Source organism: Alteromonas sp. ABH4_454, from assembly GCF_056311775.1.
The window spans coordinates 3,158,434-3,170,700 of record NZ_CM149972.1 but is presented as its reverse complement, the minus strand read 5'-3'; the positions used below and the strand labels follow the sequence as shown (position 1 = coordinate 3,170,700).

Genomic DNA, 12,267 nt, shown 5'->3' with positions numbered 1-12,267 from the left:
ACTGAGAATGGAAAAACGCGACGAGCTTTACCGAGGTAAAGCAAAAACTGTTTATTACACTGATGATAGCGATAAACTAATTCTTCACTTTCGAAATGACACTTCAGCGTTCGATGGCGAAAAAATAGAGCAGCTTGATCGCAAGGGTGAAGTAAACAACAAGTTTAACCACTTTATAATGACTAAGCTTGAGGAAGCGGGCATTGCAACACAAGTTGAAGCTTTGGTTTCTGATACTGAGTCTTTGGTTAAAAAGCTCGACATGATCCCTGTCGAGTGTGTGGTGAGAAACTTGTCTGCTGGCTCTTTAGTGCGCAGACTAGGTGTTGAAGAAGGTAAAGAGCTTAACCCACCTATTTTCGAGTTTTTCCTTAAAAACGATGCGCTTCATGACCCAATGGTAAATGACTATCACATTCTATCATTCGGTTGGGCAACCGAAGCTCAGATTGCTGAAATGAAGGCGCTTACCTTCAAAGTTAACAATGTACTTAAAGCATTGTTTGACGAAGCAGGTATGCTTCTAGTTGACTACAAACTTGAGTTTGGTGTCGATAAAGATGGCAACATCGTGTTAGGCGATGAGTTTACGCCTGACGGCTGTCGCTTATGGGATAAAGAAACTCGTAAGAAAATGGACAAGGACCGTTTCAGACAGGGACTTGGCTCGGTTGTAGAAACTTATATTGAAGTTGCTGAGCGTTTAGGCCTGTCTCTTTAGATACAGACCTGCTAGCACTTTAAATAAAAGAGGACCTTACGGTCCTCTTTTTCGTTTGATGGTTATAACTTACTTCTAGTATTAGGTCATTTAAAAAAAGTTTTTGACGTTATTATTCTCGTTATACTTTTTTTGAAGAATGTATTTCTAGAGATAAAGGTGAGCGCAAAGGAGCGGACATTGTTTAGAACACTTTCTTTAGTCACGGTGGCAATGGTTGCGTTTGCCGCAAATTCGCTGCTGTGCAGAATGGCGCTGGCGAATACAGATATTGACCCCGCTAGCTTTACCGCGTTGCGCTTAACAAGTGGTGCTCTTGCACTTACGTTCTTGTCGCTCTTTTCTTTGCGAAAAGTACCAGGGGACTCAGGCCTTTGGGTTAACCTAAAAAGTAATGCAACCTTCCTCGGTGGCGCTTCACTATTTTTGTATGCACTTTGTTTTTCATACGCCTACATTTCTATGGCTACTGGCACAGGGGCATTGTTGTTATTCGGCGCAGTACAATTGACTATGATCAGCTTTGGCCTTGCAAGAGGAGAACGGTTTAAGCGTTTTCAATGGCTAGGTTTCCTCCTTGCATTTGCCGGTCTGGTAATTTTGTTGCTACCGAGTGCATCAGCGCCACCGCTTTTAGCTGGCATAATCATGGTCACCGCAGGTATTGCATGGGGTGTATATTCGCTATTAGGCAAAAAGAGCAAGTCCGCACTTTTTGCTACATCGGGCAACTTTATATACGCATCAATTTTATGTATTCCATTAGTTGGTTTTTTACTATCACTGAATAGTACTGAATTAGTATTCGACAGTACTGGCGCCTTATTAGCACTGGTTTCTGGCATTATGGCGTCAGGATGTGGTTATGCAATTTGGTACAGCGTGCTGCCACTTATTAAATCAACTACTGCTGCCACTGTTCAGTTAAGCGTTCCAGTAATCGCAACTTTGATGGGATGGGCTATACTTGGTGAGCAACTTAGCATTCAGGTTGTTATCGCTTCTATCATGACGCTGGGTGGCATCTATTTGGTGATAAAAAGATAGCTTGCTACACGGAAAATAGTGCGTTGCACTTTTAACTACCTCAAATTTTATTGTAAGCATTTTTCAACAGGTTGTTAACGCTCACATGTTTTTGGGTGAAACATAACGAGAGATACTTATCTTTTTAGACTAAAGCAAAATGTTATATTGCTATCCGTAATGCTAAAGTTCAGCGATAAACAATGCGTATGTCGTTGTTCCCGAGTGGCTAAATAAAAAGGCGGTAATGGTGGGTAAGTTTATTGGAGCATAGAGTGTCAATATCTGGAGCATTAACTAACGAAGTCGAGAGGGTATCTGTCCTCAAAAGGTTAGCGCTTTTAGATACTCAAAACGAAGCGCGTTTTGATCGGATCACGAGTTTGGCAAGTAGTGTACTTAATTGCCGATTCGCAACGATAACGCTAGTTGATAGCGATAGACAGTGGTTTAAATCCTCAGTCAATCTTGAGATAAAAGAGTCCGCTCGCGATATTGCCTTTTGCAGCCACACTATTTGTGAAACAGACCCATTAATTATCCCTGACACCAAAAAAGATCCGCGCTTTACAGATAATCCATTTGTTTTGGGCGAGCCCCATATTCGCTTCTACGCGGGAATAAAGCTTGTTGTAGATGGTTACGCTGTGGGTACTCTATGTGTACTTGATACGCAGCCACATGACTTTAATGAAAGCCAGCTTTTTCAGCTAGAAAAGCTAGCTGAGTTCGCAAACGCAGAGATTTGTAGGAAAGAAGATGCTGAGCTATCAAAGCAAATTACTGAGTACCAAAATCAACTCGAGCAAACGCAAAAGCTTACGCGGGTTAGAAGTACTATTCTCGAAAAAGTAGTAAATGCGGAATCACTTCACAGTGTACTTTTCGATATAGTTGATGCCATTGAAGGGGAGTATCCGAATAAACTCTGTAGTATTCTGCTGCTGCAAGAGGGCAAGCTAAGAAAAGGTGCAGCACCATCCTTACCTGATTTTTATAATGATGCTATAGACGGCCTTGAAATTGGGCATGGCGTAGGCTCTTGTGGCAATGCAGCAGCCACTAACAGTCCTACAGTCGTGGAAGATATTAGTACACACCCTTTTTGGGATGGCTATCAAGAATTGGCTGCACAGGCGGGGGTAGCGTCCTGCTGGTCTCAACCTATTAGAGGTGCAAACGGGAACGTAATTGGCACCTTCGCAATCTATCATAGTTATAAAGCGGTACCCACGCCCGAAGAAATTATTCTCATAGAGCAGTTTGCACATATCGCGAGTATAGCGATAGAGAGAGAATTGGCTAACGACCTTATTTGGAAACAAGCCAACTTCGATACGCTTACTGGTCTACCGAATAGGAACCTTATGCTGGATCACCTCGACTTAGCGATTAAGACAGCTAAAAGAGAAAATGACAAGGTTGCTGTTCTTTTTCTAGATCTCGACAACTTTAAAGATATAAACGATACCCTCGGACACGATGTAGGCGATGAGCTTTTAAAAGAGTGTGCTAAGCGATTTACGCAAAACGTACGCGCTAATGATACCGTTTGTAGGCTAGGTGGTGATGAATTTGTTATCATTTTAAATAGCATCAATAGCTTAAGTTCAGTAGACGCCATAATACAGAAGCTGCTCGAAGTGATTGCAGAGCCGTTTGTTATCGATATTGATCGCGTACATACAAGTGGTAGTGTGGGGGTAACTCTATATCCAGATGATGCTAGTAATACGAAAGACTTGTTGAAGTACGCAGACCAAGCCATGTACCAAGCGAAAGCGTCGGGGAAAAATAGTTACAAATTTTATACCTTAGACTTGCATGAAGCTGCGGTCAAGCGACTGTCTCTTTTAAATGACCTCCGATATGCCGTTAAAAACAATGAACTTTTCGTTGAATATCAGCCTATAACGACACTTAGTAATGGTCAGATTTTAAAGGCGGAAGCTTTGCTTCGATGGCAGCATCCTCAAAAAGGGCGAATTCCGCCGGATGAATTTATTCCTTTAGCAGAAGAGTCTGGTTTAATTATCGAAATTAGCGACTGGGTTTTTGATGAAGTGTGTAGGAATGTAAAGCATTGGCAGTCACATTATCGCCGTGATCTTCAAATAAGTATAAACACATCACCTTGCCAATATTTTCATCAAGAATCGAATATTACGAACTGGCTTAACAAATTGCTCGAGATAAATGTTTCAGCGAAATCCATTTTACTTGAGGTCACAGAAAACCTTTTAATGAAGGCCGACGAAGAGGTTTCTAAAAAGTTGTTCCAGTTTAGGCAAGCAGGTGTTGGTATAGCCCTTGATGATTTCGGTACGGGGTATTCTTCCATTTCTTATCTGAAAAAGTTTCCTACCGATTTCATAAAAATCGACAAAAGCTTTGTTAAAACGATGACAGACGTCAGTAACGATAAAGTGCTGTGTGAAGCTATTATCATTATGGCTAAAAAGCTTGGAATAAAAGTGGTTGCAGAGGGTATTGAAACTCAAGAGCAGTTTGAAATTCTTAAAGCAATGGGGTGCGATTATGGTCAAGGGTATTACATAGCAAGGCCCATGAGTAAGGTTAACTTCGAATCCCTTCTAAGAGCAACTAGCACCGTATGCAGTGCTAGTTGAAATGTTCAATTAGCTCATCGAATTAGGACAAGGTAGCTAGGGCCTTTCCAGAGTACTGTTCTAGTTCCTGAGTTCGGTTTTCTTTAATCTTATTGGCCCAGTTGGGGTCTTGTAACAAGGCTCTTCCAACCGCGACTAAATCAAATTCACCGGCATCAAGGCGCTCGAGTAAATCGTCAACAGCACGCGTGCTTGAATCTTGGCCTTTGAAGGCACCGAAGAAGTCATCATTAAGCCCTACTGAACCAACGGTAATGGTAGGTTTTCCAGTAATCTTTTTAGTCCAGCCTGCAAGGTTTAACTCACTTTCTTCAAATTCACTCTCCCAGTAGCGGCGCTGTGAACAATGAAAAATATCTACGCCAGCATTACTGAGTGGAAGCAAAAACTGCTCTAGCTCCTGTGGCGTGTGTGCTAAACGAGCGGTGTAGTCTTGCTGTTTCCATTGTGAGTAGCGCAGCACAATAGGAAAATCGGGACCAGTTGCTGCGCGAATAGCTTTGATTATTTCCACCGCAAAGCGACCACGATTCTCCATACTACCGCCCCAGCTATCAGTACGCTGATTAGTGCCTTCCCAGAAGAACTGGTCGATTAGATATCCATGTGCTCCGTGAATTTCTATCCCATCCATGCCAATAGCTTTGGCATCAGCTGCAGCTTGGGCAAATGCGGATATAACAGATTCAATGTGTTCAACCGTCATGGGGTCAGCGCCCTGTTTTCCAGGTTTGAAGAGTCCCGACGGCCCCGCACTTGGCAGCTCAGGGTAGGGCGCTTTTTCTGCAACCCGTGCCATACCCACGTGCCACAACTGTGGCATGATTTTACCGTCTACACTATGAACCTCATCTACCACATTTTTCCATGCGGCCAAGGCCTCGTCGCCGTGAAATTGGGGAATGTTCGCATCCATGGTAGCGACTTTGTCGTTTACGGTAGTACCTTCGGTGATGATTAAACCAGTACCACCTTGAGCGCGGCGTTTATAGTAACCGGCCACATCGCTGGTAGGTATGCCGTTAGGTGAGAACTGGCGAGTCATGGGCGCCATAACGATGCGATTATTTAACGATAGGTTGCCTTGTGAATAAGGCTTAAACAGTGCGTTTGCTGCCATCTTTTATCTCTACGTTTTTAGATTGTTTTCAGATAGTACTGGCGAGGTGGGCTAAGTCAATTTTCAAATGTTGATAGTAAGACATAAGTAAAAGTGAAGTGCGATGTTTACTTAAGCGGGCGTTCTCATTAACTGACTAAATAAAAAGTTAGGAGCACAGTCACACAGGCATGGTCATAAATGTCACTGTATAAACGTATACAACGTAGGGCATTTTTTAATTAGACCGTTATGGCTACCGGTAACAAGTGGTTAGCAAACACGTTAATATGCAAAATTATAAGCATGATAACGTTTAAGTGTCTTCAAACAGTTTGTCTTAACAAAAATGCTATTAGCCAAAGACAGTAAAGTTGACGTTATTACAAATAACAAAAGAGGGATGAAAATGAACGAAATCACATTTACCCGTGAGGAAAAAGACGTATTGGTCGCTAAACTACAACGATACTGTGATGATGAGTTAAATATGGAATTAGGCCAATTTGACGCAGAGTTTCTTCTCGATTTTATCAGTAAGGAAATGGGCGCAACCTTTTATAACAAAGGCATAAGTGATGCTCGAGCGGTTGTAGCATCGCGCTTACAAGTTATTGATGAAGAACTATATGCCATCGAAAAGGTACTTTAACTAAATACAGTCATTTAAAGCCTGCACTCAGCAGGCTTTCATATTAAATGGCAGATGGTTGGTCCACCTCATTAAGTAATAAATGATCGGTACTAGAGTTCCTGATTGGTAGGTCTGATGATCATTTCGTTGATATCTACATCGCCAGGCTGCTCAATGGCAAAAGTTACAGCACGGGCAATTGCATCTGCGTCGATAGCATCGTCGTACATATCTTCTGCCATTTGCTTCGAGTCTTTGTGAGATATGTGGTCAGTAAGCTCTGTCGCCACTGCACCTGGTGAAATATTCGTTGAGCGAATTTGACCGTTTGACTCTTTGCGAATACCTTCGCTTATTGCCTTAACTGCAAATTTAGTGGCGCAATAAACCGTAGCTCCTGGGAAAACCACATGACCCGCCACAGAGGATAGATTGATAATATGTCCGCTTTGTTGTTCGCGCATGCGCCCTAAAACCGCTGCTACACCGTACATAACGCCTTTAATGTTTACATCTATCATCTGGTCCCACTCATCAACCTTCATCTCGTCAAGCGGAGCGAGGGGCATAAGGCCAGCATTATTGACTAGCACGTCAATGCGGTCGTAGGTATCTATTGCAGCTTTTGCAAGTGCCTCAACCTCTTCCTTTTTCGTGACATCGACCGTTTTATAGGTTGCGTGTCCACCTGAAGATTCAATTTCATCTACAAGTTTTTTAAGACGGTCTTCACGGCGAGCGCCCAACACTAATTTAGCGCCTTTGCCTGCAAGCATTTTCGCTGTCGCTTCTCCAAGCCCGCTACTCGCGCCTGTAATGATCACTACTTTTCCAGAAACTTCACTCATAACATTATCCTTACGTTTGATTAGTTGTAAGTTGCTACGTCTAAGTATCGTAGTGGATTACATTAATTCGTATAAATGCTGTGAGAATGCTGATGAGAGCGGTGAATGAAGAGGTTACAGGGGGACTTTTATTTTTAGCGGGCATTTAGCCACGCAGCAACAAGGAAGAATTTCATCATCATCAATAAAGGCGAGGGGATCGGTGGTGTACTCAACTTCGCCTTCAATAAGCTTAGTTCGACACGCACCGCAAAAGCCCTCACGGCAGTGGTAGTGAATATTGACGCCTGCTGATTCGAGGGCGTTTAAGATGGTGGTATCAGAGGGGGAAATAATCGCCCCCACATCGACAACGTCGATGCGGAGTGATTTATCGTTACTGCTCATTAAGCTGTAAGTTTACAGCTCAAAATCAGCAAAGTCGTCTTCGCTTACTGCAGAATCTATTTGTCCAACTAGGTAAGAGCTGATTTCAGATTCTTGTGGGGCTACTTGTACATTGTCTGAATTTAGATAGTTATTCATCCAAGGTAGCGGGTTGCTGCTAATCTCAAATGGTGTATCTAGACCTATGGCAGACATACGTTGATTCGCAATGTACTCAACGTACTGGCAAAGAATTTCTTTGTTAAGGCCAATCATAGACCCGTTTTGGAACAGATAGTCAGCCCATTGCTTTTCTTGCTCAACCGCATTCATGAAGATAGCGCGGGCTTCTTCTTTACACTCTTCTGCTATTTGCGCCATTTCAGGGTCATCTTTACCCTTGGCCCACAAGTTTAGAATGTGCTGAGTTGAAGATAAGTGAAGGTTCTCATCACGGGCAATCAATCGAATGATTTTCGAGTTACCTTCCATCAACTTACGCTCAGCAAAGGCGAACGTACAGGCAAAAGAAACATAGAAGCGGATTGCTTCAAGTGCATTTACCGAGTTCATACACAGATAAAGCTTCTTTTTAAGCTCGTACATATTAATTGTGTACGCAGTACCATTAACGGTATGAACGCCTTCACCTTGTGTTTGCCAAAGTTGAGTGGCAAAAATAAGGTCGTCATAATACTTCGAAATGTCAGCGGCACGGCGCTTAATCTCGTCGTTTACTACGATATCTTCAAATATATCACTCGGGTCTGAGAACAAATTACGCAAGATATGGGTATATGAGCGCGAGTGAATAGTCTCAAAGAAAGACCATGTCTCAACCCATGTTTCTAACTCGGGTAGCGAGATAATAGGCAAGAACGCAATATTTGGGCTACGACCTTGTACCGAATCTAACAGAGTCTGGTACTTAAGGTTGGAAATAAAGATGTGTTTTTCTGGGTCGGTTAATTTTTGAAAATCAACACGATCGCGAGAAACGTCTACTTCTTCAGGGCGCCAAAAAAAGCTAATTTGTTTCTCAATAAGCTTTTCGAAAATGGCATGCTTTTGCTGATCATAGCGTGCAACGTTTACGGGATTACCGAAAAACATCGGCTCGATCAATGGATTAGTACTTTGCTGATTAAACGTAGTGTATTTCATGATGGCCTAACTAAAAACTTAATGATTAACGCGTATTATTGTTTGTGTTCTTGCTGCGAAACGTTAATGGCAGGCGTTACCGTAAAATCCTTTTACGAACCTGCCATTTTTGCAAAAGGGCGTGTTTTAGATTTTACACGCACCGCCTGCACAATCATCATCTTCCTCTACCACGACTTCTTCTTGACGTGGCATAGGCTCGTTTGCTTTAGCGTCTAACGCCGAGGTGTCTGAAGCACCGTCACGAGTGTTATGATAATAAAGTGTCTTAACACCAAGCTTGTAAGTAGTAAGAAGGTCTTTAAGCAGAAGCTTCATTGGGACCTTGTTACCTTCATAACGACTTGGGTCGTAATTAGTGTTTGCAGAGATAGTTTGGTCGATAAACTTCTGCATGATACCCACAAGTTGCAGGTAGCCATCGTTTGAAGGAATATCCCAAAGTAGCTCATATTTGTCTCTTAGGGTTTCGTACTCAGGTACAACTTGCTTAAGAACACCATCTTTACTCGACTTAATGCTGATGAAGCCACGTGGTGGCTCTATACCGTTTGTTGCATTAGAAATCTGAGAAGAGGTCTCTGATGGCATTAATGCTGAAAGGGTAGAGTTACGCAAACCGTGAGTTTTGATTTCTTCACGAAGTGCATCCCAATCGTAATGAAGTGGTTCGTTACATACGCTATCAAGGTCTTTTTTGTAGCTGTCAATTGGCATGATGCCTTGCGAATAAGTCGTTTCGTTAAACTTAGGGCACGCACCTTTCTCTTTAGCCAGGTTGTTCGACGCTTTCAGTAGGTAATACTGCATTGCTTCAAACGTGCGGTGGACTAAACCGTTTGCGCTATGATCTGAATATTTAACGCCGTTCTTAGCAAGGTAGTAAGCGAAGTTGATAACACCCACACCTAGAGTACGACGGCCCATAGTTGCGTTGTACGCAGCAGGGACAGGGTAGTCTTGGTAATCAAGTAGATTATCAAGAGCGCGTACTGCTAGATCGGCTAGTTCTTCAAACTCATCAACTGACTCAATCGCACCTAAGTTAAATGCAGACAGCGTGCAAAGGGCAATTTCACCATTTTCGTCGTTTACATGCTGTAGCGGCTTAGTCGGTAGCGCAATTTCAAGACACAAGTTGCTTTGACGAACTGGCGCAACTTCTGGGTTGAACGGGCTATGCGTATTGCAGTGGTCAACATTTTGAAGGTATATACGACCTGTGCTTGCACGCTCTTGCATGAACAAGCTAAACAGTTCCATCGCTTTGATTTGCTTCTTACGGATGCTGTCGTCGTTCTCGTATTTAACGTATAGCTCTTCGAACTTGTCTTGATCAGCGAAGAACGCATCATAAAGACCTGGAACGTCAGATGGACTAAATAATGAAATGTAGCCATCTTTCATCATGCGCTGATACATGAGTTTGTTGAACTGAACACCGTAGTCTAAGTGACGTACACGGTTTTCTTCTACACCGCGGTTATTCTTAAGCACTAGTAGAGATTCTACTTCCATATGCCAGATAGGGTAGAACAACGTAGCCGCACCGCCACGAACGCCACCTTGTGAACAGCTTTTCACTGCAGTCTGGAAGTATTTGTAGAATGGAATACAGCCAGTGTGGAATGCTTCACCACCACGAATAGGGCTGCCTAGTGCACGAATGCGACCTGCATTCACACCAATGCCCGCGCGTTGGCTAACGTATTTAACTATCGCGCTTGCCGTTGCGTTAATTGAGTCTAGGCTGTCGCCTGTTTCAATAAGTACGCACGAGCTGAACTGACGCGTAGGCGTTCGTACGCCTGCCATAATTGGGGTAGGTAACGATAGCTTAAACGTTGAAGCAGCATCGTAGAAACGACGGATATAATCCATACGCGTCGCTTTGTCGTAATTTGCGAAAAGACATGCTGCTACGAGAATATAAAGGAACTGTGCACTTTCATAAATTTCGCCAGTAACACGGTTTTGAACTAAGTACTTGCCTTCAAGTTGTTTAACTGCAGCATAGCTGAAGTTCATATCGCGCCAATGGTCGATGTAGGTTTCCATTTCTGCGAATTCTTCAGGTGTGTAGTCTTCAAGTAAATGCTTGTCGTACTTTCCTAAATCTACCATTTTTCCAACGTGTTCAAGTAACGCTGGCGGCTCAAATTGTCCGTACGCTTTTTTACGAAGATGGAAAATAGCCAGGCGCGCGGCCAAGTATTGGTAGTCTGGCGCATCAGTAGAGATCAGGTCAGCCGCTGACTTAATCAGTGTTTCGTGGATCTCGCTGGTATTAATGCCGTCATAGAACTGAATTTGCGCTTTTATTTCAACTTGTGAAACAGAAACGTTGTTTAATCCTTTAGCTGCCCATGTAACGACTTTGTGGATTTTTTCTAAGTCGATGGACTCTTTTTCACCGTTTCGTTTGGTGACGAATAAGTTGTTGTTCATGTTACTGGCCGTTTGTCTGTTAGCGCTTGATGCGTGGGCTATCTGTTGCCCATTTTCGTTTTAATTTTAAATGCGTATGTTGTTAACGTTGTTGGCTCACGCCAGTTAAAAACACACACAAAAAGCGGCCTAAACTAATACCAAGAAGTATTGTAGTAGAGACTGCTCGTTAAATTCTTTACTGCTTTTTTGTTTTCAGCGAGATTATTGTTTCAAACTATCAGTGGTGTCCCAGAGACAGTTTGTCATTAGTTGAGATCCCGAAAAATTATTGGTGGGATCCCGTGCTGAATTAAACACAAGATAGTGAGGTTTTGTCTTGATTGCAACCCAATATCTGGTGGTATTTCAAGCACTCAATCTGGCATGAAATTTATGTTAGTAACAACTAACTTTTTAGCGTTCTACAAGCGTAAAATATCTGGAATGCAAGCGTTTTAAACAAAATCTTAAGTATAAAAATTAATTTATTCTTAGAATTCAATTTTTATACAGACACGATATATGGTGTTTAAAATATCGCCGCAGCCCAACATATAGTGTTAAATTAACTTTGCGCTACTGTATATAGTAAGTAGTTCACGTCAACATTATTAGACGAAAGATAAAAGCCCTGAGAAATCGGGTCCATATGCAAACCTGTCATGTCGCGAGGAAGCAAACCTGCTTGATCCGTCATCGCCATAAGTTCGGAAGGCTTTATAAATTTACCGTGATCGTGCGTACCTTTAGGTACTAATTTCAGAATGTATTCTGCGCCAAGGATCCCCATCAAATATGACTTCAGGTTTCTGTTCAGTGTAGAGAAGAAAACATGGCCGCCAGGTTTTACTAACTTCGCGCAGGCCATAACAACAGAGGCAGGGTCGGGCACGTGCTCTAACATCTCCATACAGGTAACTACATCGAACTGACCTGCGTTTGCTTCGGCAAATGCTTCAGCCGTTGAGCAGACGTAGTCAACTTTAACCCCAGACTCTAAACCGTGAAGTTTGGCCACTTCTAACGAAGCCTCTGCCATATCTAGCCCTGTAACTATTGCTCCAGCACGGGCCATAGATTCAGCGAGAATGCCGCCACCACAACCTATGTCCACGACTTTCTTATCAAATAACCCTTGGCTATGTTGATTAATGAAGTCTAGGCGCAGTGGGTTAATAAGGTGTAGTGGCTTGAATTCGCCTTCTGGATCCCACCATCGAGACGCAAGTTCAGAGAATTTATTGATTTCTTGTTGATCGACGTTCGTCATTAGTAAAACAATCCTTAACCTATCTCTTTTTAAGATATCGTAAATTCAGGTTGTGTTTCACTGTTTTTAAACAGAAATA

Annotated in this window: 10 protein-coding genes; 4 read left to right on the top strand and 6 right to left on the bottom strand. The window is 42.7% G+C overall.

Features of this window, described 5'->3' with window-relative positions; translation table 11 throughout:
• The first annotated feature begins 7 nt into the window (after nt 1-7).
• From purC to ACYX4W_RS13825, 3 genes are all read left to right on the top strand, one after another.
• Complete coding sequence (purC, locus tag ACYX4W_RS13835; protein ID WP_179983555.1) at nt 8-721, top strand: phosphoribosylaminoimidazolesuccinocarboxamide synthase; 714 nt, start codon at nt 8-10, stop codon at nt 719-721.
• Between the two features lie 180 nt (nt 722-901).
• Nucleotides 902-1,768, top strand: a complete 867-nt coding sequence (locus ACYX4W_RS13830; protein ID WP_474806574.1) for a DMT family transporter — start codon at nt 902-904, stop codon at nt 1,766-1,768.
• Nucleotides 1,769-2,022: 254 nt separating this feature from the next.
• A complete protein-coding gene (locus tag ACYX4W_RS13825; RefSeq protein ID WP_476073568.1) occupies nt 2,023-4,377 on the top strand; it encodes a sensor domain-containing phosphodiesterase in 2,355 nt (784 codons plus the stop codon).
• 22 nt (nt 4,378-4,399) lie between these two features.
• Here ACYX4W_RS13825 and ACYX4W_RS13820 read toward each other — a convergent pair whose 3' ends face one another.
• Nucleotides 4,400-5,497: an NADH:flavin oxidoreductase gene (locus ACYX4W_RS13820; protein ID WP_476073567.1), complete on the bottom strand. Its 1,098-nt coding sequence runs from the start codon at nt 5,495-5,497 to the stop codon at nt 4,400-4,402.
• Between the two features lie 388 nt (nt 5,498-5,885).
• On the opposite strand from ACYX4W_RS13820, the gene ACYX4W_RS13815 reads away from it, so the two are divergent.
• The gene (locus ACYX4W_RS13815) at nt 5,886-6,128 is read left to right on the top strand and encodes a DUF2164 domain-containing protein (protein WP_476073566.1); all 243 of its coding nucleotides are present in this window, start codon (nt 5,886-5,888) and stop codon (nt 6,126-6,128) included.
• Between the two features lie 92 nt (nt 6,129-6,220).
• Here ACYX4W_RS13815 and ACYX4W_RS13810 read toward each other — a convergent pair whose 3' ends face one another.
• The 5 genes from ACYX4W_RS13810 to ubiG form a co-directional block, all read right to left on the bottom strand.
• Nucleotides 6,221-6,958 (bottom strand): SDR family oxidoreductase, encoded by a 738-nt coding sequence (locus tag ACYX4W_RS13810; protein ID WP_476073565.1) that lies wholly within the window; start codon nt 6,956-6,958, stop codon nt 6,221-6,223.
• Nucleotides 6,959-7,072: 114 nt separating this feature from the next.
• A complete protein-coding gene (yfaE, locus tag ACYX4W_RS13805; RefSeq protein ID WP_476073564.1) occupies nt 7,073-7,345 on the bottom strand; it encodes a class I ribonucleotide reductase maintenance protein YfaE in 273 nt (90 codons plus the stop codon).
• A 12-nt stretch (nt 7,346-7,357) separates the two neighbouring features.
• The gene (gene nrdB, locus ACYX4W_RS13800) at nt 7,358-8,488 is read right to left on the bottom strand and encodes a class Ia ribonucleoside-diphosphate reductase subunit beta (RefSeq protein WP_476073563.1); all 1,131 of its coding nucleotides are present in this window, start codon (nt 8,486-8,488) and stop codon (nt 7,358-7,360) included.
• A gap of 126 nt (nt 8,489-8,614) precedes the next feature.
• Complete coding sequence (gene nrdA / locus ACYX4W_RS13795; RefSeq protein WP_118495420.1) at nt 8,615-10,936, bottom strand: class 1a ribonucleoside-diphosphate reductase subunit alpha; 2,322 nt, start codon at nt 10,934-10,936, stop codon at nt 8,615-8,617.
• 547 nt (nt 10,937-11,483) lie between these two features.
• Nucleotides 11,484-12,188: a bifunctional 2-polyprenyl-6-hydroxyphenol methylase/3-demethylubiquinol 3-O-methyltransferase UbiG gene (ubiG, locus tag ACYX4W_RS13790; protein ID WP_474806587.1), complete on the bottom strand. Its 705-nt coding sequence runs from the start codon at nt 12,186-12,188 to the stop codon at nt 11,484-11,486.
• Nucleotides 12,189-12,267: the final 79 nt, after the last annotated feature.

Bases quoted from the DNA above. Each gene is read 5' to 3' on its own strand.
- purC (WP_179983555.1), top strand. From the start codon at position 8: ATGGAAAAACGCGACGAGCTTTACCGAGGTAAAGCAAAAACTGTTTAT.
- ACYX4W_RS13820 (WP_476073567.1), bottom strand. From the start codon at position 5,497: ATGGCAGCAAACGCACTGTTTAAGCCTTATTCACAAGGCAACCTATCG.
- ACYX4W_RS13815 (WP_476073566.1), top strand. From the start codon at position 5,886: ATGAACGAAATCACATTTACCCGTGAGGAAAAAGACGTATTGGTCGCT.
- ACYX4W_RS13810 (WP_476073565.1), bottom strand. From the start codon at position 6,958: ATGAGTGAAGTTTCTGGAAAAGTAGTGATCATTACAGGCGCGAGTAGC.
- yfaE (WP_476073564.1), bottom strand. From the start codon at position 7,345: ATGAGCAGTAACGATAAATCACTCCGCATCGACGTTGTCGATGTGGGG.
- nrdB (WP_476073563.1), bottom strand. From the start codon at position 8,488: ATGAAATACACTACGTTTAATCAGCAAAGTACTAATCCATTGATCGAG.
- nrdA (WP_118495420.1), bottom strand. From the start codon at position 10,936: ATGAACAACAACTTATTCGTCACCAAACGAAACGGTGAAAAAGAGTCC.
- ubiG (WP_474806587.1), bottom strand. From the start codon at position 12,188: ATGACGAACGTCGATCAACAAGAAATCAATAAATTCTCTGAACTTGCG.